The sequence below is a fragment of the Paenibacillus sp. FSL H7-0331 genome (assembly GCF_001956045.1).
This window is the reverse complement of record NZ_MRTH01000003.1, coordinates 168019-194025: the sequence shown is the minus strand read 5'-3', so window position 1 is coordinate 194025 and position 26007 is coordinate 168019. Positions and strand designations below refer to the sequence as shown.

General features: G+C 45.6%; 23 protein-coding genes and 1 riboswitch. Of the genes, 5 read left to right on the top strand and 18 right to left on the bottom strand.

The window, feature by feature from the left end:
* Positions 1-99: 99 nt before the first annotated feature.
* The 3 genes from BK127_RS05695 to polA all read right to left on the bottom strand — a co-directional run bounded on the left by BK127_RS05695 (position 100) and on the right by polA (position 4537).
* Positions 100-924 carry an MntP/YtaF family protein gene (locus BK127_RS05695; protein WP_076229041.1) on the bottom strand — a complete coding sequence of 275 codons (825 nt, stop codon included), beginning with the start codon at positions 922-924 and terminating at the stop codon, positions 100-102.
* A gap of 61 nt (positions 925-985) precedes the next feature.
* Entirely contained in the window at positions 986-1846 is an 861-nt protein-coding gene (gene mutM / locus BK127_RS05690; RefSeq protein WP_076229040.1) for a DNA-formamidopyrimidine glycosylase, read from the bottom strand.
* A gap of 24 nt (positions 1847-1870) precedes the next feature.
* Entirely contained in the window at positions 1871-4537 is a 2667-nt protein-coding gene (polA, locus tag BK127_RS05685) for a DNA polymerase I (RefSeq protein WP_076229039.1), read from the bottom strand.
* Between the two features lie 158 nt (positions 4538-4695).
* Here polA and BK127_RS05680 point away from each other — a divergent pair, with 158 nt between their 5' ends.
* The gene (locus BK127_RS05680; RefSeq protein ID WP_076229038.1) at positions 4696-5451 is read left to right on the top strand and encodes an HAD family hydrolase; all 756 of its coding nucleotides are present in this window, start codon (positions 4696-4698) and stop codon (positions 5449-5451) included.
* Here the strand turns inward: BK127_RS05680 and BK127_RS05675 are convergent.
* The 6 genes from BK127_RS05675 to BK127_RS05650 form a co-directional block, all read right to left on the bottom strand.
* Positions 5440-7275: a GGDEF domain-containing protein gene (locus BK127_RS05675; RefSeq protein WP_076229037.1), complete on the bottom strand. Its 1836-nt coding sequence runs from the start codon at positions 7273-7275 to the stop codon at positions 5440-5442. The two genes, BK127_RS05680 and BK127_RS05675, sit on opposite strands and share 12 nt — an antisense overlap.
* A 175-nt stretch (positions 7276-7450) precedes the next feature.
* Positions 7451-8110: a phosphate signaling complex protein PhoU gene (phoU, locus tag BK127_RS05670; protein ID WP_076229036.1), complete on the bottom strand. Its 660-nt coding sequence runs from the start codon at positions 8108-8110 to the stop codon at positions 7451-7453.
* A gap of 18 nt (positions 8111-8128) precedes the next feature.
* Complete coding sequence (gene pstB / locus BK127_RS05665; RefSeq protein WP_372237345.1) at positions 8129-8890, bottom strand: phosphate ABC transporter ATP-binding protein PstB; 762 nt, start codon at positions 8888-8890, stop codon at positions 8129-8131.
* Between the two features lie 2 nt (positions 8891-8892).
* Positions 8893-9750, bottom strand: coding sequence for a phosphate ABC transporter permease PstA (pstA, locus tag BK127_RS05660; RefSeq protein WP_076229034.1), 858 nt, complete (start codon positions 9748-9750; stop codon positions 8893-8895).
* The gene (gene pstC, locus BK127_RS05655; protein ID WP_076229033.1) at positions 9747-10679 is read right to left on the bottom strand and encodes a phosphate ABC transporter permease subunit PstC; all 933 of its coding nucleotides are present in this window, start codon (positions 10677-10679) and stop codon (positions 9747-9749) included. Before pstC ends, pstA begins: the two co-directional genes overlap by 4 nt.
* A 431-nt stretch (positions 10680-11110) precedes the next feature.
* Positions 11111-12031 (bottom strand): phosphate ABC transporter substrate-binding protein, encoded by a 921-nt coding sequence (locus tag BK127_RS05650; protein WP_076229032.1) that lies wholly within the window; start codon positions 12029-12031, stop codon positions 11111-11113.
* Between the two features lie 249 nt (positions 12032-12280).
* On the opposite strand from BK127_RS05650, the gene BK127_RS05645 reads away from it, so the two are divergent.
* On the top strand, positions 12281-14305 hold the full coding sequence (locus BK127_RS05645) for a methyl-accepting chemotaxis protein (protein WP_144026379.1): 2025 nt from the start codon (positions 12281-12283) through the stop codon (positions 14303-14305).
* Between the two features lie 74 nt (positions 14306-14379).
* Here BK127_RS05645 and BK127_RS05640 read toward each other — a convergent pair whose 3' ends face one another.
* Positions 14380-15687, bottom strand: a complete 1308-nt coding sequence (locus BK127_RS05640) for a voltage-gated chloride channel family protein (RefSeq protein ID WP_372237344.1) — start codon at positions 15685-15687, stop codon at positions 14380-14382.
* 202 nt (positions 15688-15889) lie between these two features.
* Between BK127_RS05640 and BK127_RS05635 the strand changes: the two genes are divergently transcribed.
* On the top strand, positions 15890-16303 hold the full coding sequence (locus BK127_RS05635; protein WP_076229030.1) for a hypothetical protein: 414 nt from the start codon (positions 15890-15892) through the stop codon (positions 16301-16303).
* An 81-nt stretch (positions 16304-16384) separates the two neighbouring features.
* Here BK127_RS05635 and BK127_RS05630 read toward each other — a convergent pair whose 3' ends face one another.
* On the bottom strand, positions 16385-16573 hold the full coding sequence (locus BK127_RS05630) for a Spo0E family sporulation regulatory protein-aspartic acid phosphatase (protein WP_076229029.1): 189 nt from the start codon (positions 16571-16573) through the stop codon (positions 16385-16387).
* Between the two features lie 35 nt (positions 16574-16608).
* Positions 16609-16695: riboswitch (cyclic di-GMP riboswitch) on the bottom strand.
* A gap of 253 nt (positions 16696-16948) precedes the next feature.
* Between BK127_RS05630 and BK127_RS44470 the strand changes: the two genes are divergently transcribed.
* Both BK127_RS44470 and BK127_RS05625 read left to right on the top strand, forming a co-directional pair.
* Complete coding sequence (locus BK127_RS44470) at positions 16949-17059, top strand: sporulation protein YjcZ (RefSeq protein WP_218638998.1); 111 nt, start codon at positions 16949-16951, stop codon at positions 17057-17059.
* Between the two features lie 173 nt (positions 17060-17232).
* Positions 17233-17976 carry an LppM family (lipo)protein gene (locus tag BK127_RS05625; RefSeq protein ID WP_076229028.1) on the top strand — a complete coding sequence of 248 codons (744 nt, stop codon included), beginning with the start codon at positions 17233-17235 and terminating at the stop codon, positions 17974-17976.
* Between the two features lie 77 nt (positions 17977-18053).
* Here the strand turns inward: BK127_RS05625 and BK127_RS05620 are convergent, their stop codons facing one another.
* From BK127_RS05620 to BK127_RS05590, 7 genes are all read right to left on the bottom strand, one after another.
* Positions 18054-18959: an aldo/keto reductase gene (locus BK127_RS05620; RefSeq protein ID WP_076229027.1), complete on the bottom strand. Its 906-nt coding sequence runs from the start codon at positions 18957-18959 to the stop codon at positions 18054-18056.
* Positions 18960-19204: 245 nt separating this feature from the next.
* A complete protein-coding gene (locus BK127_RS05615) occupies positions 19205-20377 on the bottom strand; it encodes an asparaginase (RefSeq protein ID WP_076229026.1) in 1173 nt (390 codons plus the stop codon).
* 186 nt (positions 20378-20563) lie between these two features.
* Positions 20564-21373 carry an inositol monophosphatase family protein gene (locus BK127_RS05610; protein WP_076229025.1) on the bottom strand — a complete coding sequence of 270 codons (810 nt, stop codon included), beginning with the start codon at positions 21371-21373 and terminating at the stop codon, positions 20564-20566.
* The gene (locus tag BK127_RS05605) at positions 21370-22179 is read right to left on the bottom strand and encodes a Cof-type HAD-IIB family hydrolase (protein WP_076229024.1); all 810 of its coding nucleotides are present in this window, start codon (positions 22177-22179) and stop codon (positions 21370-21372) included. The genes BK127_RS05610 and BK127_RS05605 overlap by 4 nt, the downstream gene beginning before the upstream one ends.
* 27 nt (positions 22180-22206) lie before the next feature.
* Positions 22207-23007 (bottom strand): MgtC/SapB family protein, encoded by an 801-nt coding sequence (locus tag BK127_RS05600; RefSeq protein ID WP_256711181.1) that lies wholly within the window; start codon positions 23005-23007, stop codon positions 22207-22209.
* Entirely contained in the window at positions 23004-24143 is a 1140-nt protein-coding gene (locus tag BK127_RS05595; protein WP_076229023.1) for an ABC transporter ATP-binding protein, read from the bottom strand. Before BK127_RS05595 ends, BK127_RS05600 begins: the two co-directional genes overlap by 4 nt.
* Positions 24144-24147: 4 nt before the next feature.
* Positions 24148-25983, bottom strand: coding sequence for an ABC transporter permease (locus BK127_RS05590; protein WP_218638997.1), 1836 nt, complete (start codon positions 25981-25983; stop codon positions 24148-24150).
* Positions 25984-26007: the final 24 nt, after the last annotated feature.

The window sequence follows — 26007 nt, the reverse complement described above, 5'->3', positions numbered from 1 at the left end:
AAGCATTCCCTTTTAAGTTTTGCTTTAGCAAAACTGTCTTCGTAAGCATTCTCTTTTAAGTTTTGCTTTAGCAAAACTAACTTCGTAAGTATCTGCTTATTATAACAGCTTCATAATTCCCATCACAATCAATACAAATCCAGGAAAGACAGATAAGCTTCGCATCCATGATAAATCTGCATATTTATAACCAACACGCAAGCCTGCCGCCAAAAACACCCCACTTGCCATAGCGATAACCATTGAGGTCAGCCATGGCGTAAAGCCGATCAAGGCCGCGCCAATCCCAGCTCCAAAAGCATCCAATGATAAGGCGATACCGAGAAGAAAAGCTTCATAAGGAGAAATATTTCCAGATCGATCCATATCCGCCATAGAAGGTGTTCGTAGAATTTGAATGACCAAGCCAAAGCGTTTAAGCTCGATGTACAATACTTCCTTGGCGCTTGGCTGCACGTCTGGAGGATCGTTCACCACTCCAGCGGAGGTTTCCATGTCTTGCACCACAGACGTCTTATGACCCGTCTCATCAACGACAGCAGCACGTTCTCCATAACTCGCGTCCAACAACACAACCTCATCGCGTTCTGCTGCAACTGCAGCGGCTTGAGCCGTTACAGGCATTGCTGCCGGTACTGCTTCTGTAGATTCCTGTTTACTTCCCAACACCTGATATAACGCCCACATGCCTATACCGATCAGGATGATGCCACCGATGCTTTTTGCAAAAACCGGATCGACATACGAGCTAATCCAGACACCAATCTGCATCGATGTATAAATAATAATACCGGAGCAACCTGAAATGATAGCAATCGATACCAAGGGCATCCGAATCTTGCGCAGGCCGTACGTCACACCTACGCCAAAACCATCCAAGCTAACCGCTAAAGCCAGCAGCATTAAGGAGATAAAAGGAAGCATGGCATTCCCTCCCGACCATTTTACCCTACTATATGGCGGATAGGGATGGAGGGTGCAGCTTTTATATAGGCTTTATCTTCTTGCCTCTGGCAGGTTTCAAAGGCTGACATTGGGGACAATAATGGGTACCCCGTCCAGCAACAACGCTTTTTTCAATGGGATGTCCGCAGGAATAGCAAGCTTCCCCCTTGCGCCCATACATCTTGAATTGATGCTGGAACATACCGATCTCACCTTGTCCATTCACAAACGATTTGATCGATGAGCCACCTGCGGCGACAGCTTCACTCAATGTCTTCACTATGGCTTCATGCAGAGCGGCAAGCTCCTTGGATGTCAATGAATTGGCTTCACGCTCAGGATGAATTCGAGCCAGATGCAGCGATTCATCCACATATATATTCCCGATCCCGACGATATATTCCTGATTGAGCAGCAGCGGCTTTATTTTCGTGGAACGATGGGCAATCCTTGCCCGAAACGCAGCGAGATCGAACGCCTCTTCCAACGGCTCCAGACCGAGCTTTTTGAGCGGCTGCTCCTCAAGCTCCCTTCCCTTGGGAAACAGATGCATGGTCCCAAATTGACGCACGTCCTTGTAGCGCAGCTCACTGCCGTCCGTAAAATGAAATACAACATGCGTATGCAGCTCTAATGGGTCGCTGCTATCATACAATCCGTATCTGCCTTCCATACGAAGATGCGATACGAGTGCGTAATCATCCAGAAGAAAACGCAAAAACTTGCCTCTTCGTTCTACGCTAAGAATCGTTTGCCCAGCCAACTGTATGCAAAACTCGCCGACTTCTTCAGGCTTGATAATAATTCGATTCAAATGAACACTAACATGATCGATCTGTTTACCGATGACCAATTCGTTTAATGTTCGTCTGACGGTTTCAACCTCCGGCAATTCCGGCATGATGTCCTCACCTGTCCTATAGGGTTATTTCGCTTCGTACCAGTTGGAGCCAGTATCCACATCCACTTTGAGCGGAACATCCAGCTTGAGTGCGCCCTCCATAACTTCCTTTACGGTTGTGCGCATCACTTCGATCTCGTTCTCAGGCACCTCGAATACCAATTCATCGTGTACCTGCAGCAGCATACGACTAGCCAGCCCATCACGCTTCATACGCTCGTCCATCTGGACCATTGCCAGCTTGATGACATCAGCCGCGGTACCCTGAATAGGAGTATTCATCGCAGTACGTTCAGCAAAGGATCGCAAATTAAAGTTGGAAGCAGAGATTTCCGGCAAATACCGGCGGCGCTGCAGCAGGGTGGTCACATAGCCATCCTTACGGGCCTTCAGTACGATATCATCCATAAAACGGCGTACCCCCTGGAATACGACAAAATATTGCTCAATGAACGAAGCGGCATCCTTACGGGAAATATTCAAATTTTGCGACAAGCCGTAATCGCTGATTCCGTACACGATCCCAAAATTAACCGCCTTGGCTTGTCTGCGCATATTGGAATCGACAGCCGATTCAGGGACACCGAATACATCCATCGCGGTTTTCGTATGAATATCCATATCGTTCAGGAAAGCTTCCATCAGATTCTTATCCTGTGAAATATGTGCAAGTACACGCAGCTCGATCTGCGAGTAGTCAGCGGTCAGAATCGACCAGCCAGGCTGTGATGGGACGAATACCTTACGGATTTTGCGTCCCTCCTCCAAACGGATCGGGATATTTTGCAAATTCGGAAATTGTGAGCTTAGACGGCCAGTTGCAGCGATCGTCTGTCTGTAATACGTATGCACTTTACCGGTTTCCAGACGTATTTCCTTTAACAAACCTTCGACATAGGTGGATTGCAGCTTGGCAAGCGACCTATAGTTCAGAATATGGCTGATGACCGGATGATAAGGCTCCAGTCTTTCCAGCACCTCGGCATCCGTCGAATAGCCGGTTTTTGTTTTTTTGTAGGCGGGCAGATTCAGCTTTTCGAATAAAATCTCCCCAAGCTGTTTGGTCGAATTAATGTTGAACTCGCCACCGGCTGCTTCATAGATCGCTTTCATAATCTTGTCCAATTGTGCAGCAAGCTCCACACCGTACTGCTTAAGCCCTTCAACATCAACCTGGATACCTTTTTGCTCCATAGCAGCCAGGACGTTCGCAAGCGGCAGCTCCAGATCGTAGAACAGCTGATCCATATCTTTTTGCTGTAGATCCTGCTTCATGAGTATCAAAAGGGTGTGAATCGCGTTAGCCTTACGGCACAGGTGGTCCGTAACGATTTCAATCGCCGGAACCTTGAACTTTGCCCCCTTACCGAATACGTCCTCATCCGCTTTGAGCGAAGGCAGGCTGTATTTGACCAGCAGTCCATGCAGGGTAAGCGCTGATTCTGTAGGATCGAGTAAATAGGCTGCCAGCAACACATCGAATGTAGTCCCACGCAGTGCAATCCCCTGCCACGATAATGCAATCTCAGCTCTATGCTGGTCATACACAGCAACAGACTTATCCGGTGATTCCAGCCACGCTTTGAGCGTATCCACCTCAGAGCTATTCTCTTTCAACAGCTCGAATGGCACATAATAACAGGCCTGATCCGTATGAAACGAGAGTCCCAGCACATACCCGGCGTGAGGATTGTCACCAATGACCTCGACATGCATCGATTCGACCTTGCCCAGCACATCAGTCAGCTCTGCAAGCTGCTCCAGTTTTTGAATAGCTATCGCCACTAGCTCTGCCTGCGGCTGCTGATCCGCCAGCTTCACATCTCCACCGGTCAGATCCATTTTTTCCATTAACGACTTGAACTCCAGCTTGTAAAACATCTCTGCCAAAGCCTGCTTCTCATACCCGTTATAAGCCAGCTCGTCCCAAGGTGTACCGATAGGAACCTCGCGAAAGATGGTTGCAAGCTCCTTACTCATTCTCGCGTCATCTGCGTGCTCAACGACCTTTTCTTTCATCTTACCCTTCAACTGATCCGTATTGGCGAGCACACCTTCAACTGAACCGTATTCGTGCAGCAGCTTTAATGCCGTCTTCTCCCCGACTCCCGGAATACCTGGGATATTATCGCTCGTATCCCCCATTAGTCCCTTCAGATCAATGATCTGATTCGGGGTCAGTCCATATTTTTCCATAATATAGGGTGGATCATACAACTCTACATCACTAACCCCTTTTCGTGTCAAAGCAATCTTCACATGCTCGGAAGCCAACTGCAGCATATCCTTATCACCGCTAACGACGATGACCTCGATATTGCCAAGCTCATCTGCCATGCGCGTCAAGGTTCCGATAATATCATCCGCTTCATAGCCCTCCAGCTCAAACTGAGAAACGCCGAATGCCCGGATCAAATCCTTGAGTACCGGAAATTGCTCGGACAGCTCGGGAGGAGTCTTGGCTCTGCCGCCTTTGTAATCCTTATAGTTCGAATGTCGAAACGTCACCTTACCCGCATCAAACGCAACGAGGAAGTGGGTAGGCTTGTGTTCTTCCATTAGCTTCAAAAGTATCGTAGTAAAACCAAAAACAGCATTCGTGTGCAAACCACTTGAATTACTTAGCGGTGGAAGTGCAAAAAAAGCACGGTACGCAATACTGTTGCCATCAATGACGATCAATTTGGACATTATAGCACCTCATTTTCCATACTACCTCCATGATAGCATAGGACAACGCAATATAAAAAGCTTAATCCCACATTCCTGTACATAGGTGTGACGCCAGACATTCGAGCATAAACATAGGATATCAGGGTGTGCAGTAAGCTTGAACGGAGGAGATACCATTGACAGGGAAAGTTTACAAGATCCCAGGAAAAAAAGCGATTTGTTTTGATCTGAATGAGACGTTAATTCACCAAGGCATTCACTTTGAGCAGGCCTTTCGCTCCGTCTGCAGTGAGTACGCCGCTCGCGGCTTACAGCAGGATCAAGGTGAGGTGGATAGCCTATGGGATCGATACCAAGCCAACTGGCAGCTCAACAAAAAAACGAGGGGACCGTCTGTATCGTTTGATCAGCTTCAGGAGCAGTGCCTCCAGCAAGCGATCCAGGAGCAGCAGATTCCGGTTCATCAAGGATTCGCGAAGGATTTTTTTCGGCTTGTGCGACAGAGACGCATGGAGGGCAAAGCTCTGGTACATGGTGTAGAAAACACACTTCGCGAGCTTTCACGGCATTTCAAGTTGGCGATTATTAGCAACAGTCCCCATAACGAGGTCATGCATTTGCTCGAGCGATTTCAGCTTCACGCTTTTTTTCCGTCAGAACGAATATTCACCGCCCAAAAGCTATCTGAGAAAAAACCGGGAAGCTCTCTGTTCAAAACAGCTCTGCAGACGCTGGAGCTAACCCCGCGGCAGGCTGTTATGGTCGGCAACTCTTGGAAACACGATGTTTGCGGTGCGGTTAAGGCGGGGCTTGATGTGATCTGGCTCCAGACTAGTCAGGGAAACACAAAAAAAATTTCCCGACAAAAGCTCGGGAAACGCAATATTTATTGTATTCAGGAAATTAATCAGCTGCTTGAGCTATTCCAGTAAATAGGACTCCATATCTGCTTTGCCTGGTTCCGCTTCTGTCAATTCAGCCAAACCAAGGTATGTACTGCAATACACGCTTCCGATACTTGCTTTGGACAGTTTTTTCAAGGTTGCAGCGGATTGAGAAATCTCTTCAAGGGTGATCGGTGTCTCGGTTTCGCATACTATTAAAGACAAGGAAATCGTCAAACCGCTCGTTTCAATCCGATTTCCTTTCCGATCCTCCACATAGGTCCAGTCATCGCCTTCATAAAATAACGGTACGCTTTGGTCGAACCGGCGGATGATTTCCTTGCACATCCGATCTGGCTCATCCGTAGACGTAATCATGATAAAATCGTCGCCTCCGATATGACCAACAAAATCCAATGGCTTGCCGCACAGCACGATGGCATGCTGAAGCACATCTGCCGTGAACTGAATCAACTGGTCACCCTTTTGAAATCCATATCGGTCATTAAACCATTTAAAATAATCAAGGTCTGCATACAAAACCGCGAAAGGCTTCTTCTCCATCAGCCTTCTGGTCAACTCACGCTGAATCTGGATATTACCCGGCAGCCCTGTCAGCGGGCTTGCTACCTTGGCATTTTCCATTCGGGTATTCGTGATGCACTCCAGGATCGCCCGGATGGAAGAGGCACCGGCCATCTTACCCTGGTTCGTTATGATGACAAAATCATACAGATTCGTATCCCGCGAGGTCGCCAGCTGGGAAACTGTTTCAATCGGAGTATCCTTGTCCACGATCAATGGCTTCGGGTCCATCATTTGATCAATCGAGCGATTCCAGAACAAGGAGAAGCCATATTGACCGGCCAGCTTCTGAAACAAACGCTCCCGCATCATCAAGCCAACAGGCTCGCCATTAGATACGATAACAGCTCCCTGTGCTTTGACATTGCTTTTAAAAAAATTAGCAACCTCGGATATGAGCGCTTTGCTGTCGAAGATTTGAATTGGCGAAATCACATCACCAATAGTCAATGTCCCGCCGCCCGTTTCGCGGATTTTGCGGTGCTGAACAATCAATTCAACCCACTTCGGATCAATTACCGCAATCTCTGCCGCAGGTCTGCCCAACAAAAACCCTTGAACATAATGGATTCCCATACGCGTCAGCAGCTGCAGCTCTTCCTGCGATTCAATGCCTTCAGCGATCAAACTGATATTCAGCTTGTCAGCGAACGAAACGAATGTTTCCACGATGTACTCTTTATTTTTATGAAGATGGATATGGTGTACCAGAGACCGGTCGATTTTAATAAAATCCGGCTGCAGCTCTGCAATTGCCTGTAAGGAGGAGTAGCCGGCTCCCGCATCGTCAATGGCAATACGATAGCCTTGGTTCCGATAATGGTCAAGTATACGTTTGGTCGTGGTAAAATCCTCAATGGAGCTGCGTTCCGTAATTTCGAATACGATGTTGCCGGGTTGCAGGCCGCGTGCCTGAAGCAGCTCTAGGGTTTTACCAGGAGCAAAATGCGGGTCCTGTAAAATAGCTGCAGAAATATTAATAAACAGCATTTCATTGTTGCGTGAGAAAAAAGCTCCTTTGATCGCCATTTCCCTGGCCAATTTTTCCAACGTGTATAAGAATCCTTCTTCCTCGGCAAAAGGAAACAATTTCATTGGGGAATGGAATGGACTGTTCTCCGGACCGCGTGTTAACGCCTCGTAGCCGAAAACGGTACCATCCTTCAATGAAATAATAGGTTGATAAACGGAATGAATGAGCTTGGCTTCCAAAATATTACGAAACTGCTCCTTGAGGAAATCATTTTCCGAATGCGCATTCGCACTCGCAAGCTGGTGAGTATCCATATTGATCCCTACTTTGAGTAAGTTGCTATATACCCATAACTATAACAGACAACCTTCATCCCTATGTCAAAAATGACCAGGGTTTTGTTAAATTTGTGTAAAACCTTCGTTCAGCGAATATACAAAAAAAGAGCCATAAGTAAGGCTCTTTGCTCACGATGCCAGTTTGCTTCTATTACACGTTCAAATCTTTTCGCTTGCCGGTAACCATATAAATCACGCCTTCACCAATATTAGTCGCATGGTCCGCAACCCGCTCCAGATAATGAGCTACAAACATCAGATGGGAAAGCTGGCGATTACGTTGGAAATCACTGCTCATCAGGGTAATGATTTCATTCATCAAGGCACTGTACAGCTTATCGATTTCGTCATCTTTTTCGGCAAGCGCTGAAGCACGGTGAATATCAAGCTCCATGTAGGAGAGCAGGCTTTCCTGCAGCATATTTCGAACCAGCATGGCCATCCGAGGAATATCCTCAAGCGGTTTGATAAGCTCTTCCCCGGACAATCGAATCGAGATCTTGGCAATATCGACTGCGTGATCGCTAATCCGCTCCAAATCCGTGGCAATCTTCAAAGCCATCCCTATGATTCTCAGATCGCTTGCCATTGGCTGCTGTAAGGCGATAAGCCTTAAGCAACGCTCTTCTACCTCCAGCATCAAATCGTCGATGATATCATCCTGATTAACAGTAGTAACGGCCAGCTTCTCATCCAGCGTCGCTAACGACTCGATAGCCTTCGATATCGAATCCTCGACCAATGTCCCCATCTTGAGTAAAACCTTTTGCAGCTCCTCCACCGAATGATGAAAGTTATGGCGTGTATCCATGGTTGGTTCTTGTCCCCTCTAGCCGAAACGGCCTGTAATATAGTCTTCAGTTCTTTGATCCGACGGAGTTGTAAAAATTTTATCCGTTTGATCCGTTTCAATCAGCAATCCATTCAGGAAAAATGAGGTGTAGTCCGAAATTCGTGCTGCCTGCTGCATGTTGTGCGTTACGATGATGATCGTATATTTTTCTTTCAAGGTCTGCGTCAATTCCTCAACCTTCAAGGTGGAGATCGGGTCCAACGCTGAGGTAGGCTCATCCATCAAAAGAACGTCGGGCTCAACTGCCAACAAACGGGCAATGCATAAACGCTGCTGCTGACCACCGGACAATCCGAGCGCTGACTTGTTCAATCGATCCTTGACTTCATCCCACAATGCCGCTTGCTGTAGGCTCTTCTCTACAATCTCATCGAGAACCGATTTTTTCTTCGTTCCATGAATTCTCGGGCCGTAAGCAATATTATCGTAAATACTCATTGGAAACGGATTGGGGCGTTGAAATACCATGCCTACTTTTTTGCGAAGCGATACGACATCCGTGTCTGAACCATAAATGTCCTGGCCATCCACATAGATGCTTCCGTTAATTCTTACAATATCGATAAGGTCGTTCATACGGTTCAGCGTTCTGAGGAATGTCGATTTCCCGCAGCCGGAAGGTCCGATTAACGCTACGATATTATTGCTTTTAATATCCAATTCCACATTGTGCAGTGCTTGGTTATCTCCATAAAACAGGTTTAGTTTTTCTACTTTGATTTTATGTTTCTCAGCCACGATTATTTCCCCCCGGTCAGTCTTTTTTGAATCATTTTGCTTGGAATGGCAATACACAAGTTGAAAATCAAAACTACGATAAGCAGAAGCGCTGCGCTTCCTTGGGCAATCTTCTTGGCATCAGGAACAATGGCTTCAGACTGCACGTACCATAGATGCGTAGCCAGCGTCTCTCCCATTGCCAGAGGACTAAAGTCTGGAAAATGGCGGGAAACCGATAACCCGGCTGTATAGATCAGAATGGCCGATTCGCCCAAAGCTCGTCCGGCAACTAGTGTAATACCGGTAATCAGGATCGGCATAGCGGCTGGTAAAAGCACCTTGCGAATGGCCTGCCAACGTGTAGAGCCGAGCGCGAGCGAAGCTTCCCAATACGATTCAGGTACGGAGCGAAGCGATTCTTCCGTAACTCGGACCAATACAGGCAGATTCAGCAAGGAAAGTGTTGCGGCACCGCCGATAATCGAGAATTTCAAGCCAAGCAGATTAACGAATAACAAGAAACCGAACAATCCGAAAACAATCGATGGCACTGATGACAAAGCCTCAACAGATATCCGAATGAAATCTGTAAACCGATTTTGCTTGGCATAGATCGATAAGTATACACCTGCACCTATCCCGATCGGCACGGAAAACAGTAAGGATAAAAACAGAATATAGAAGGAGTTGAACAGCATCGGGCCAACCCCGCCGCCTGCCATCACCTCTGATGGTTTCCCCGTGATGAAGTTCCAGGAGAGCTGAGGAAGTCCATCCCCTAAAATACGAACCAGGAACCAGGCCAGCAGCAGCATAATGACAACACCAGAAGCCCAGAAAAACAGAGTGGCCGCGCGGTCCGTTGTTTTGCTCGTCATTTCACTTCACTCCTTTTGGCAACGATCCGGATGGCGATAATCATGAACAAGGAAATCAACAGCAGCACGAGGGCCATCATGTACAAGGCATTGTTCCATACTGTGCCGTAATTCGTGTTACCCATATCTTTAACGATAGCTGTCGTCAGCACCGTTGTTGATTCTAATAAAGAACCCGGGATTTGCGGTGAGTTACCGATGACCATGAACACGGCCATTGTTTCCCCGATTGCTCTTCCCATGCCAAGAATAATACCCGTAATAATACCGGGGCGCGCCGCTGGTACAAGCACTCTCCATATCGTCTGCCAGCGTGTTGCTCCCAGCGCCAATGAAGCCTCTTCAAGCCGACTTGGCAGCGCACGCAGCGCATCTTCAGAGATGGAGAGAATCGTTGGCAGGATCATAATGGCCAGGATGATAGCCGCTGGTAATATTCCGTATCCAATGGTTCCAGTGAGCTTGGCAAGGCCAGGTACCACTACAGTCAAACCGATCAGACCATATACAACGGATGGAATTCCGACAAACAGGTCCGTTGCCGGACGCATAATTTCACGAACCCATCGAGGTGCGATTTTGGCAAGGAATACAGCTCCTGATAGTGCTAATGGAACCGATAGGACTATCGAGATCAACGTCAACAGCAGTGTGCTGTACAAAAAGGCGAAGATTCCGAATTCCCCTTTGGTCGGTGTCCAATCTGGAGAAAAGAAGAAGGTCCATGGTGTTACGTCATTAAACGTCTTGACGCCCTGGATTCCGACGAATGCGATGACGGAGAAAATAATGGCCGATACAATAATGGCGCTTCCGACAAAAATTAGTTTCATCATCTGATCGGTCCGATTTTGCCGTTTGGTCCATTGGCTTACTTGTTTGTGTTTTAAAGCAGCTCTTTCAGTGAGTTGATCAGCGAAAGAATTCACAGGATGGTTCCCCCTCAAATAAATTAGCATACGAGCCTTCAAGAATAACGTACAGTGAGCTCGGCCTGAATGTTCTTTAATCATCATAGAGGACAATTGTTAATGCCATACAATTCAATTGTTAAGGGAATGTAAAAAATGTAGGAAGTTCGGTGAATAAGTGGTGCTGCAGGGACGAAATGTTCTTCCGATCGCTGTTGTTCAAGGATTTCTTCATTATGTAAGTGATTTAGAGGTGGAAATCCTTGAACAAAGGCGAACGCTCCGCTTCTACAAAACAATTTCGTCCCCTCCGCTCTTTATTCACCGCACTTCCGGGTTGTAGTAGAGAACGGAGGAAGCATTGCGTTGCCGCTTCCTTTGACCTTAGGGATTAAAGAAAACACAAAAAGGACACGGAATGCCGTGTCCTAGTTATTAAGAGATAGAGATTATTTTTTCAAAAGGTTGGCTTGTAAGAATTTCAATTCTTCAACTCTTTTGCCTTGGAATTCAGGACCTGTAATGTAATCCAGGAATGCTTTAACAGCATCTTTGGCTTCACCTTTAGTATACATATGTTCAACACCGTAAAGCGGGTATTTACCATCTTTAATTGTATCTTTGCTGAAAGCTACATCATTAAATTTCAAAGCTTTGATGGTGTCGTTCAGGTAAGGCGTGTCCACATAACCGATAGAGTTTTGAGTAGAGCCTACAGTTGTTGCAACTGCACCGCTGGACTCTTGAGTAACGCCATCTTTAGTGAAGTCTTTGTTGTCAAGCACGATTTGCTTAACAAGTGTTCTGGAACCGGAGCTGTCTGGACGGTGAACAACAACGATTTTAGCATCTGTTTTGCCGTCGATGTCTTTCCAGTTCGTGATTTTACCCATGAAAATGTCAGCAGCTTGTTGTTTGCTAAGATTGTCTACAGGAACATTTTTGTTAACGATCAATGCGAAAGGAGCAATTGCCGCAACGTGGTCAACCAAGTTTTTGTCTTTGTACTCGTCGCCAGCAGCAACGTCGGAGTTACCGATATCGGAAGTGCCGTCTGCAACGTTTTTCAAGCCTGTGCCAGATCCACCGGCAGTTACGTTAACGGTTACTTTAGGATTTTTCTCCATAAACTCAGTAGCAGCTTGTTTAACTAATGGAAGCAGTGCGCTTGATCCTGAGGCTGTTACTGTACCTGTTAATTCTTTAGGTGTTTCTGCTTTAGCAGGAGCCGCTGGTGCTGCTGCATTAGTAGCTGGTGCTTTTGTATCCGTAGTTGGAGCTGCCGTTTGAGTACCACACGCTGCGAGTACCCCCATTAATAATACTGTCATCATTGCAAGACTGCCTTTTCTTGAGAAATGCTTCAACATCTTTGCATGTCCTCCCTTTTATCCTCTAGTATTTTGTTTACTTGAACATCTTAACAAGCGAGTGTAAAGTCTAAACCCTCGAAACGTTAACGGAATGTAAAAGTTTTTAATGTCGAGTTTTAGCTAAATTTAATCATTTTTTTACAAACTATGGACTTGTATTTAATAATCAACTCGCATAATAGGAAACAAATCACGACTACCCAGTTGTAACGTTTGGACTATTGATTTTAATAATGGAGGGATTAAATGAGCATTCTAATAAGTAAGAAGACAATTTCACTTCCTGCGTTGTCCCTAAAATTAAAGCTCATGCTTGGTTTTGCCGGGATGCTGGTATTGTTCCTGGGAATGGCGCTTTATAATTTGCAGCAGGTTAACGACATCAGAATTCAGCTCAGTCAGCAGAATGATAAGGTCGAGCTCAAGCTGATGGCACTAGAGCTTAAAGAGATGGTTCAGGAGCTGAATATTATTGCATCCGGACTCGAAATTTCCAAGAAAGCCGATTACATACCAAAGTATAATGAAAAAAGAGCCATTTTCGACAAAATGATCAAACGTGTGGGTGACACTGCTACTACACCTGAACAAGCCAAATGGCGCAGCAAGCTGATCTCGCTGACAGTCGATTATACAAATACATTTGACGTCGCGGCCAAGCTGGTTCAGGAAAATAAGCTGACAGCGGACGATCTTAACAAAAATATGGAATATCTATACAATGAATCTCAAACGCTCATGGGCGACATCTTCGTCAATGTGGATCAATTCTATGTTGCTTATTCAAAGGATGCCGAGAACGCAGTCGCCAATACCCAGCATTTGCTTAACAATACCGTAACAATGATGCTTATTTGCTCCATAATTGTCATTATCTCCAGTATTGCCATCGCATTCTTGCTGATCAGTTCATTTGTTAAACCCATCAAAAGGCTGCAGAATGCGGTACATGCTATGGCTAATGGTGATTTGCGTAATAAAATCAACAGCGCCTCGAAGGATGAGCTGGGAGCTTTGAGCAATAGCTTTGATCACATGACCGATCAGGTCCGAAGTATGCTCGCCCATACCCAAGTCATTGCGCTCTCGTTATCCGAGCATTCCAAGATGTCTCAAGGTTTCTCAGGCTCGACAGCTACTGTAAATGCAGATATCGTTCGAGCCATTCAGGAAATATCGACTGGCGCCGAGCAGCAAGCCTCTCATTCCGAACAAAGCACTCATATCATTGCCGAGCTAGGCCAGGAAATCGAGCTGATCTCCGGATTGTCCAAAGCCGTTCATGAAAGAAGCAACGAAGCTGCCTTCAATACACACACTGGCTCCAACTCAATGGAGGCTCTCCGTACTGCTTCCCAAATGTCTGAAAGCATACTTGATAAAGTACATAGAACCATGACATCGCTTTCTGCCAGCTCGGTACAAATCAACAAAATTGTCAATACGATTACCGATATCTCTCAACAAACCAATGTACTTTCTCTGAATGCTGCGATAGAAGCGGCGAGGGCTGGAGTTCACGGACGAGGCTTCTCGGTTATTGCCGAGGAAGTAAGGCAGCTTTCACTGCAAACAAATGATTCGTCCAAATCTATTGCCTCGATCATACATTCGCTGCTGGCACAAACGAAAGATTTGGAACTATATATAGAAGAAGCACGTAAATCCTTCCTTCAGCAAAATGGTAAAATGAATGAAAGTGTCGAAGCTTTTCAGGAAATCCGCAGCTCCATGGATGCACTCTCACAGGATATTAATCAGATCCAGACCCAAATTGGCCTTGCCCAGAAGAAAAATGAAAGCCTGATTGATTCTGTACAAATCGTTGCAGCCATCGCTCAGGAAACAGCAGCAGGCGTCGAAGAGGTTACCTCCTCATCTATTCAGCAAAATGCAGCCATTCAGCAAATTGCATCACAAGCCGATGACATGATGCTGCTATCGCAAAAGTTATTTAAAGAAGTGAACCGATTTCAGATTGGAGATCTCGGAGAAATCGAAGAACTTGGAGCAGGTCGAGCTAATGACGCCTTAAGTGAGGAGGAGGTTGTCGCGAACCTCTATGATTCGAGTGAGTTTGAAGCCATTCATCCAGAGCAGCTTCCACAGACAGCAGCCATCGATGAAAGCAGCCAAGATTCAACAGAGAAAATAGTGAAACCTGCTGCTGAACAAGCAGCTTCGAAAACTGTAGATTCTATGAATGTAGATTCTATTGAAAATGAAACTAAAGAAGAGGACAAAGAAAAAAAACTCATACCTGTTGGTTAACAGAGAAAGCCCCGCACCGGATATCCAATTCCGAGCGGGGCTTTTTGGAAATTAGCACAGTACAACGTCACTCTTTATTGCTTGGACTTTAAAGTACCAAGAGTTTCATGTTCATCTATATCTTGAAGCCTGCGTCCCTTCGCAACTTTCAGCCTCTGAGCCGTGTAGATGCCCGTATGTCCAGAGCATAAATAACTGATCACAACAGCAACAAACATGTAGACTGCCGCCTCGGAGCCAAACAGCTCAATACCTAACAAAAAGCAAGCGATCGGAGTATTCGTTGCTCCGCTAAACACGGCAATTAAGCCAATCCCCGCCAAAAATGGACCATGAAGCTGCAATAGAGTACCCAGCGTATTCCCCAAAGTTGCACCTATCACAAACAACGGCGTCACCTCTCCACCCTGGAAACCAGCTCCTAACGTAATCGAAGTGAAAATCAGCTTCCATAAAAAAGCGAAAGATGCCGTTGTTTCTTGAAAAGAGTCATTGAGCAGCGGTAATCCCAATCCGAGATAATCCCTTGACCCGATAGCCAATGTCAGCACGATGATCATACAACCACCGACAAAGGATTTCCATGCGGCATTTCTGAATAGTCGTGTAAATATAGCCTTCAGCTTATGGGTTAGCTCACTGAACAGCCGGCTTGTCAAGCCAAATAGGATCGCAGCAACCGCAACCTTCAAGAGTACGACCGCACTGAGCGGCGGCACTTGCCCCATCGAATAATGAGCGTGCGTCACTCCCCATCCTAACGTCACCGCATGTCCAACCAAACTTGCAATCAGGCACGGAAGTAAGGCCTCATAGCTGATCAGGCCGATGATTAACACCTCCATACCAAACACAGCCCCTGCAAGCGGGGTTCCGAACACCGATCCGAAGCCTGCGCTGATACCGCACATTAGCAGAATTTTACGATCGTCAGGATGAATACGCAGCAGCTTGCCCAGATACTCGGACAAGCTGCCACCCATTTGAACCGCCGTTCCCTCACGCCCTGCCGAGCCGCCAAATAAATGCGTCAACACCGTGCCGATCAGCACAAAAGGAGCCATACGCAATGGTATGGTTTCACGTCCATCATGAATTTGCTCCAAAATCAGATTATTGCCTTTTATACTGCTGCTGCCATAGGCATGATACATCCAGCTGACCAAAGCACCACCAAGGGGCAGTAAATATAACAGCCACGGATGTTCGTATCGTAAACTTGTAGCCGAATCCAGACTTAACAGAAATAACGCCGAGGCTGAGCCGGTCATGACGCCTACTACACCCGCCACCACTAACCACCACACTACATACTTGATGAAAGCCAAGTGCCGAAACCTCCGACTACCAGAGAAAGTCCGATCCCCCCATTTTATCCGCAAGTTGTTCATATTCCTTGTCCACTCCCCGAACACTCTTTCACGTAATAATACCTCTCATGACATACAGGCGCAAGAAATTAATCCGACTTAGGGCATAATTGATATGACGAATCCCCATCAAACTTTAGCAGGATGTGCTCAATTACCTTTTTATTCCATATGAGTAGATGTTAAAATATTACTATTCAAAGGAGGAAGACAAATGGATGACACTTCTGATCTAAATCCCATCGACTATGCTCAAATCATTGTAAAGATTAACGCTTCGATACAGCCTGCAAGCAAGTTTGTCAAAGAGCTGTATGAACATCCTGATAAGAAATGGGATCCCGATAAACGCATTCTGAATTTAAAGGAAGAGTTAATCTCATTTGTGCATTGTCAACATGAGATTTTAGCATTAAATGTGCCTGATCTATTTTTAGTCGAGCACGTACAACTTATGTCGGCCTATCAAGATATAACTAACGGAACTCAAGAAATGATCCATAGTTTTAATGCCAACACGGGTGTACTGAACTCAAATCGTTATGACTCCGGCTATGCATTACAAAAAGAAGCTATCCATAAAATCATACCTGTTTTACAAACCATCATCAGAAAACTAACTCCATAAAGGACATAGGCCCTTAGCATATGCTCGTTAAATGGCATCAAAAAAGAGCTGTATGTCTACAGCTCTAACATTTATAAGTATTTAATTTTGATATTTAATAAATTTATTCAATTTTCGATCAAGCATTACACTAAGTTGGACCAAGAGAGGGTCATGTAAACTTTCCGTTTGATCGTACACATTGACCATGCAATTTTTTAAGGCTTCAATCTCTGCAACAAGCAAAACCAATCTTACTTTTTGAAGCTGTCGACTTTTAGTAAGCTCCATACACATTCCTCCTTTGATTTTAAAAAAGAGAGTATTTCGGTAACTGGCTGGCATAGTCGCATTGACTTTAGCCCCTAATAGTTTTGCGTCCCCATTTTTCAATGGCTTTGCCTTTATCGATATTGCGTATGCGATTCTATTATACTACAAATATCGCTATTTTTTATAGAATTAAAGCACTAAATCTTCGACATTATTTTCGTTTTTATTGAATTTTTTGTCATTTATTATTATTCTACTCCCTTTATATGGAGATATTTAATATTGGGGGGAACTTGCTCTTTTCAATGACAATTACCCATTTTTGCATCTGTCCAATCACGTATCCGCTAACATTCATAAGATGCACTATACAAGGCGCGAGGAGGGATAAACATGGGTGCACTCGGAGTTGGCGGAAGCTGTGCAGGTTATGGTCTTGGAACTACTACAGCCGTTATTCTTGTTCTCTATATTCTGCTTGTTATTATTTTAAGAACATTTTAAAGTAGTGATCTAACCACCTCCCAATCAACTCGGGAGGTGGTTACTGACTACCATTTCGGTATCTGGACACTGAATATCAGGGACATCCTCAAATTTAAATATTTGGCTTTCTAAATAGTAATAGGCACTATATAATGGTTAATGTTGCCAAATAATAGATATGTGGGGTACATATGAACAAAAAATGGCTTTTATTCGTGATATTGAGTTCTGTTATCATTTTGTTAAGCAGCTGTGTTAAAGGGGATTTTCATGTAACGGTGAACCGGGATCAGTCTGCTGAGCTGGATTACAAATTGGCCTTAAGCTCTCAGCTAATCGGATTAATGAGTATGAATAGTGCAAATAAGACGGATATGTTAGGTGAATTAAAAAAGAATTTTGAAACGGATGGCTATCAAGTCTCGCAGTATAAAGATGGAGATTACCAAGGTGTACAAGCCAAAAAGCATGTTAAGGATGTTAAGGAAATTAAAAATGTCGGTGTCAATCAAGGCAGTATCAACGCCGAAAACAAGATTGACATGACGGTTGATAAAGGCTTCATCTTTAATACCCATCATCTCATCGGTAATTTTGATTTAAGCAGCATGAAAGCCGATGCCAAAGATACGATGGGCTTGCAAAAAATGATGATCAGTCAGATCGATTTAAAATTTACGCTGACACTACCTGATAAAGCGGAGCAGCAAAACGCATCCAGAGTATTGGACGATGGCAAGACCTATCAATGGGATTTGCTAGCCGGAGCCAATAATGAAGTCAATCTGGACATTAAAGCTCCGAACACGGTGAATGTATCCATCCTGGTCGCGGTTGTTGTAATCCTGATTGCCGCCATCATTTTCTTATTATTAAGAAGAAAAAAACGCGCACAACCCGCCGAGCCCCTTGCTATAGAAACCCCTATCGAATAATTTAAGCCTCCAAACACACATTAGAAAAATGTGATTTGGAGGCTTCTTTATTGAATCTCTTGGAGACAGTGTCCCTCTTATTTAACAAAATCAAAATCTGCTGCTCTTGCATTGGATTCCACCTGCTCCGGACTTTTGCAGCCTGGGATAACACTGGTCACCGCCGGATGCTTCAAGCACCAGGCCAAGGCCCATTCTGCCATATTCACGCCTTCCGGCAGTTCATTTTGTTGAATCTCCTGTACCTTTTGCAGCTTGATCAAGGTCTGCTCCTTGTTATGTCGGGATCGCACATCGTTCTCGGCAAATTCCGCACCAGGCTTGTACTTACCACTCAAGTACCCGCTTGCCAATGGCACACGAGCAAGCACACCTAGATCCTGACGTTCGCATGATGGAAACACGCGATTTTCAGGTGTTTGATCCAATCGATTGTATACGACCTGAATCGCTTTGGCATTCACTTTCGACGCCGCATCTGTCTGATGTAAATTATCGTTGCTGCCGATTGAAATACCGAGATTTCTCACTTTTCCCGCCTGCACCTGCTTGTCCAGCATCGTCCACAGGGCATCGTTATCAAACACTTCATCAGACCCTGAATGGAACTGATACAAATCGACATAGTCGGTTTTCAAAGATTTCAGTGAGTTCTCCAATTGAATAAGCACTTGTTCAGGTGACCAGTAATTGATCGTTGTGCTTTCTCTATCTGCATGGTTATGGCCGAATTTGGTTGCGATTACCCAATCTGGCCTGCTTTTTCTGCGTGCGATATAATCTCCGATAAAGCTCTCCGAAAGGTGATGACCATAACATTCTGCCGTATCGATCAGATTGATCCCAAGCTCTGCGGCTTTATCCAGAATTGCATCGACTTCATCCTGTGTAAAATCCTTCCCCCAGGCTCCACCAAACTGCCATGTGCCTACGCCTACCACGGAAACCTGTAGCTCCGTCTGTCCAAGTCTGCGGTATTTCATGTAACGTCAGCTCCTTCGAATTGAATGCTAAGTAACAATACCCATTATAGGGAAGTTTCCAAACCTCAACAAGAATGGAAAAAAAGGTGCGCTAGTGAATCTAAAGTAACTGATAGGGCTAATATGCTAGCAATCTCGTCTAAAATCAAGCAGCCACGACTGCGTCATCAACGAAAAAACACCCCTTCGAGCTGCAAGAACAGTTAATGTCCTTGTTGCCAGAAGGGGTGTTACAATCCACTATGTTATTTAGCTGGAATCTCAACTTGACCGGAGCCATACGTATTAAACCAGCCTTTAATCGTGTCAAAATCACTGCTGAATGACAGGCTGAGCATTAACAGAATTCTTGCATGGGCCGCGTTTAAGCTGTCACCCGCAATAATACCATCGCCTGTTGTGTAATTGCTGCCCGAACCAGTGCGAGTGGTGGCCACGAAGATCACGCCTTGCTCCTTGAAAGCCTTCGTCCGAGCATCACCCATAGCCTTGGATACTCCGCCTGCACCTGTACCGGAGGTAACAATCCCTTTGGCACCGTCCATCACAAAGCCTGTGATAGCGCCTGCGCCTGCATCCTGATAAGCATAAGCAATTTCTACCTTCGCCAAGCTGGTATCAGCAATTTTTTTCAGATCAAAAGGTGTTGCCCATTTGTCCGCACTCATGAGCGATCTCGCATTGGCGCGATACACACGAATGTTTTTCTCATCGATATATCCAAGCATGCCAAGCTTCGGAGTTTCAAAAGTATCAGTCCGATACGCATTGGTTTTGGTTACATCTCTTGCCGCATGGAACTCGTCATTCAGCATCAATACAGTACCATAGTATTTGGTTTTGCCGCTTGCAGCAAGTTTAATGGCATTATACAGATTCGCTTGAGCATCACTTCCGATTACTGTCCAAGGACGCATCGAGCCCGTGATGATAACCGGCTTAGGGCTGCGAACCGTCAAATCAAGGAAATAAGCGATCTCTTCCATCGTATCTGTACCCGTTGTGACGACTACACCGTCCTGGGTTTCGAGCACTTCATCTACTTTTAAAGAGAGATTGTATAATTGCTGCATCGTATAAGAACCGGAGCCTGCATTACCAAATTGAAAGGTGGATACATCCGCGATTTGATCTTTGTTCGGTAGTGCCTTTACCATATCCTCCATCAATAAAGTTCCAGCCTTATAGTTCTGGAAGCTGGTTTCGTCAACAGATTTGCCTGCAATCGTTCCTCCCGTAGCAATAACCTGAACCTTAGGTAAAGCGGGTACGGATGGGGCAGGCAAGGTTTGCTCTGCTACTGCTTCAGCCGCATAAGCGCTGGAAATCGGAAGTACCGAAACTGATGGAAATAACATAGTTAACGCAAGCCCTGCTACAAAAGTCGTTTTAATCCATGAAGATGGTGTAAGTATCATAATGCAAACCTCCTAGTTGTATGTATTTTCATCTTTAATGTTATGAAACGTAACATTAAAGGTGACCACTAAGAGGATTATAGATGCATGTTAGGTTTTATACAAATATATAAACAGACCGATAAAACGCTTTATTGGTCTGTTTTGTCGTTAAAACCTTAGTTTTTCGCTGAATTACTCCACATTTCAAATTCCTATCGGTTTCAAAGTTTCCAATAGCGTGTCATGAATCCTACCATTAGATCCAACCACATGTTTAACTGTTATTGAATATGGACTTCCCAGCGTATCACTGACCTTGCCACCGGCTTCCTCAATAATAAGCACACCTGCTGCAATATCCCAGGCATTGAGGCCATATTCCCAGAATGCTCCCAATCTTCCCGATGCCACATAAGCCAAATGCAGCGCAGCAGAACCAAGCGAACGGATCGAACGACATTGAGGAGCGATACCTTCCAGACTGTCCATGACGGCTTGACGCATCTTCGTGTTAGATGGAAATCCAGTTGATACCACGCTTTGTCCTAATGAATCCGCTGCTGACACCTGAATAGGCTCTCCATTCAGAAAAGCACCTCTGCCTTTTTCAGCCCAGAAAATATCGTCACGGCAAGGATCATAGATGACCCCTGCGATGAGCTCCCCGTAAGACGACAGTGCAATGGAAACCGTAAAACCCGGAATCCCCTGCACATAGTTGTTGGTACCGTCAATCGGATCGACAATCCATACAAATGGCTCTGATTTGGCCAGCTCCAGCCTTTCCTGAAGCTCCCCTGTATGAGCAAACGACTCCTCTTCACCCAAAAAAGCATGATCAGGATACGCTTCCGCCAGACGCTGCCGAATAAGCTGCTCCGAAGCCTTGTCAATTTCAGTAACGACATCGAAGCTCGAGCTTTTTGTCTCCGTAATAAATCCGGTACCCATATGCGACTTAATCATCGCACCCGCTTCTCTCGCTATTGCTTTCGCAGTTTCTATAACACTCATGCCAATTCCCTCCTCTTTTCCGAAAATTCGGCAATGATAGCCGCGATCGCGTGCCTTTCGTGGTGAACAGTTACAGCATCGGCAACCTGGGTCAGCTGCGAATTGGCATTTTCAACCGCATATCCGCGATCTGCCTCGATGATCATGGTCAAATCATTTAAATTATCGCCTACAGCTACAGTATACAATTCATCTACCTGCAGGATGTTGATCAGTTCCTTCAAGGCAGTTCCTTTCGTAGCATACTGAGGTAAAATTTCTAGATAGTTGGACTCCGAATATACCATTTCGCACGGAACCCCATCGTCCAGAACGGCTTGCTCCAGTTTTTTGGCTTTGTCTAAATTCGAATTAATGATCATTACCTTAGTCACAGGCTCTGATAAGATTCTGTCTTCAAAGGGTAAGCATTGTACACCATCCTTGCGTTCGTGCTTCTCCAGCAATGCATTTCGTAGAGGTGCATATACCTGACCATTCTGATAGACAAGCAAGGTGATTTCATCCGATAAGCTCTCCATCAAGACACTCCATAGTGCAGGCGGGATCGTCAGCTGCTTCTCATACAGCACGGTATCGGTGACCGGACAATAGATTTTGGCCCCATTGTACAGAATCACCGGCAGGTCAATTCCGAGCTTATGAATAATGGGCAGAACAGCTGCCTCCATTCTTCCCGTCGCCAGAGTGAATAAGCCTCCTTGCTCCTTGAATCGTCGGATTGCCGTTTCATTCTCTATACTGATTTGTTGTTGTCTATCCAGTAAGGTTCCATCCAGATCGGTAACCAGCAGTATTTTGTTCAAGTTCTCCAACCACCCAGCCTACTTAAATTATGTGGATAATGAATGCTCTTTTGATGCTTGATTCCTTATAGAAATATGATGCGACTCCAACGAAAGTACCACGTCCATGGCAGCTATTCGTTCCAATGCAGTGGCCAGCTTCTCCTGCTTTTGGATTTTCAGACTGAACTGCATATGCATGGAAAGTGCCGATGCATCGCCACCTGCCTCTTCTTCATGAGGAATCATTTTTAAGTTAACGATTTGCAAATCATACTCCCCGAATATCGTGGCGATCCTGCCCAGTGAGCCGGGATTATCAATAATCTGAATGTCCACTTCCTGGTATCTGCGGTTTCCCATTAAGCTCTTCTCCCATTTATTGAGCAGATACAAGCTGATCAGTACGAGAAAGGTGCAGAGCATGGCTCCCATATAGAAGCCCGCTCCGACACTTAATCCAATAGCCGCCACCACCCATACTGAAGCAGCGGTCGTTAACCCCTTGATCATATTGCCATTGCGCAGAATTGCTCCTGCACCCAAAAATCCGATGCCGCTGATCACTTGCGCCGCGAGACGTGCGGGGTCCATCCGTACACTACCCTCATTAACAAATTGCGAGAACCCGTAGCTTGACAGAAGCATGATCGTAGCCGAGCCGAGACAGACAAGAATATGGGTACGAAAGCCAGCCGCATGATTACTCCATTCCCTTTCAATCCCAATCAAACCGCCAAGCACTACCGCCAATATCATACGAAGCGCCAGCTCCAGATGTGTGATTTCCCAAACACTTGCCGTTGCGAATGACAACCCGACCCACCCCCAATCTGTTGGATCCATCATGCGTATACTTGCTTAGGAGCAATTGTAGAGGTGTCGATCGGCTCCCGGTTAACCAGAATCCCGGTTTGCTTATCATACACATTGACTTTATCCAGCGGGAATGTGACCCATACCATCTTGCCAATATCATAGTCCAGTTCCCCGATTACCTTAACCAGAATCAGGTTTTCGCCATTGCTCGTCGTTTGAATTAACGTTTCCGAGCCCGCTGGCATGACCGAATAAATTCTCAGCGGAATGCCGTTCTCCACCTTTTCTGCGGAAATACGAATGTCTTCGGGATAAATAGACAGAACAACCTTACCGGAAGGAGGCTGCGTGCAAGGAATCGCAAGCTTGCCCAACTCTGATTCTGTCATCAGCATCCCATTGTGATAGGTGCAGTCAGCATCCACAAAATTGATCTTTGGATTTCCAATAAAATCGGCAACCCTCAGATCAGTGGGATGACGGTATATATTTCTCGGTGTGTCAACCTGAACGAGATTTCCCTCGAAAAAGATCGCGATTTTGGTTGACAGTGTCAACGCTTCGACCTGATCATGCGTGACATAAATAATCGTTGTTTTCAATTCACGGTGCAGCCTTTTCAGCTCCGCTCTCATTTCCAGACGCAGCTTGGCATCCAGATTGGATAAAGGCTCATCCAGCAGCAAAATTTTCGGCTCGGTCACAATAGCCCGCGCTATCGCTACCCGCTGCTGCTGGCCGCCGGATAATTCGGAAGGGTAGCGATCCTTATATTTGGAAATCCGCATTTTTTCCAGCGCACTTTCGACCTTGGAGCGAATTTCCGATTTGGGCATTTTGTTAATCGCAAGCCCAAAAGCAACATTGTCAAACACGGTCATGTGCGGCCATAAAGCATAGCTCTGAAATACGAGATTCAAGCCACGTTTGGATGGTGGTGTATAGTGGTTTTTGGCGCCGTTGATCATTTCCTTGCCGTTGATCGTCATGATGCCTTCCTCTGGGTTTTCCAACCCGGTGATCACCCGCAGCGTTGTCGTTTTGCCGCAGCCGGAAGGACCTAGAAGAGTCATGAAGTCTCCTTCCTCAATCGTCAAATCGACATCCTTCAAAATATGGTTTTTATCAAAATATTTATTGATCTTCGACAGTCTGATTCCACTCATATGTTTAGCCTCCTATGCCTTTTGAAAGATCTGCTTTTCCCCACTTCGTTGCCACAAAATGCGTAATCATGATTAATGCGATAATAATAATGACGATAGCGTCCGCATACTGCTGATAGCCCTTCTCTGCGTAGCGGAACGTAAGTGTCGTTAAGGTGCTGGTCTTCGGCGTGACGAGCAGGATGATCAGATCCAGCTCCTTCATCGCACTTATAAACAAGAGCAGGAACGCACTGATCAAACCCTTGCGGCTGAGCGGCAGCATAATCCTGAAAAATCGCAGCATGAACGATGCGCCGTGCAGCTTGGCTGCTTCCTCGAGCTCTCCGCTGATTTGCAGCATCGTGCTGGTTCCTGATCGCGTGGCGAATGGCAGCTCCTTAACAATCGTGATCAGAATTACGATCGATAGGGTTCCATATAAAGCCGGCAGCAGAAAGTGAGGCTGAGCAAACATGGACAGATAGATCGCTGCGAAGGAAATACCCGGAATCAGGTAAGGCATGAACGATAATTGTTCAACAAGTCGAGAGGAAAGCGCCTTTCTTCCCTTCGAAATCACATAACCGAATATGAGTCCCATTACCGAGGCAACAGACGCAGCAGCAAGTGCGATAAGCAGTGAATTTTTTAAGCCCAACAGAATCGAATCGCTCTTCAGAATACCTACCTCGCCGGAGGCAATCGAGAAATCCGAATCTCCAAACCAGTAGTGCGTGGTCAGGTTGCTCAGGCTGTAATTCCCGTCCTGCAGCATGAACGTTTGCCAGAACAGCAGCAAGAGTGGGAATATGCCGGCAAGGAACATGAACAGAAAGACCAGCATTACCGAAGGAATTTTCCATATGCCAAGCGGATTCAGATTTTTCCGCGAATCCTTGCCGCTTATCGTGGCATAGCTTTTTCTTTTGCCAATTGCACGCTGATTAAAGTAAATCGTCAATGCGGAAATGATGATCAGAATCAAGCTTAATACATAAGCGTCCGAGATCATCCGGTTTTTCATACTGCCGTACAGCATCGTGGCAATCGTATAATATTTGACCGGAAGTCCGAGAAATGCGGCGGCACCGAAGGTACCCATACTTTTGGAGAACGTTAGTATCAATGCCGATAAAATGGCCGGAAGCACGAGTGGAAATGTGATTTTTCGCAAAATCGTAAAACGGCTCGCTCCGAGAATATCTGCTGTTTCTTCCAGACTGCTGTTGATAGAGCTAAGGGAAACCGCAATCAGCAGATAAAAGAACGTATAATAATGGCCAACCAGCACGATGGAAATCGGTAAAAACCCGTAAGAGATCCAATCCGGTGGATTAATACCGAATACATACTGCAGCATCCCCTGTGTGCCGCCAACCCGGTCGTTTTTGAAAACGATCAGCCAGGCAAACGACTTGATCCAGGAAGGAAGCATGTAAGGAATAATGGCCAGAAACGCAAACGTTTTTTTGAACGGCAGATCTGTCCGGGTTACAAGCCAGGCCAACCCTCCCCCAATGACCATGGAGAAAAATGAAACGAACACAGCAATATTAAACGAGTTCAACAGCGGCTTGTAAAAAATCGATTGACTGATATCGCTGTACAACACGTGAAGCCAATGATTAAGCGTAAGATTGCCAGGTACGGCTTGCGGATTGGCCCGGATGTCCTCAGGATGCCAGGTCATGGTATGGGACACGATCTCCCACATCGGAATAACGATCGTATAGCCGAGAAATAAAATCGCAAAAATGCTAATCAAATGTAGTGGATTTGTAAAAATACTTTTGAGAATATTAACAGCTCGAGTCATCGTAAACCTGGAGGCAGGTCTCGAATATTCTAGTTTGCTCACTGGCTATGCACCCCTTCTCAGCCA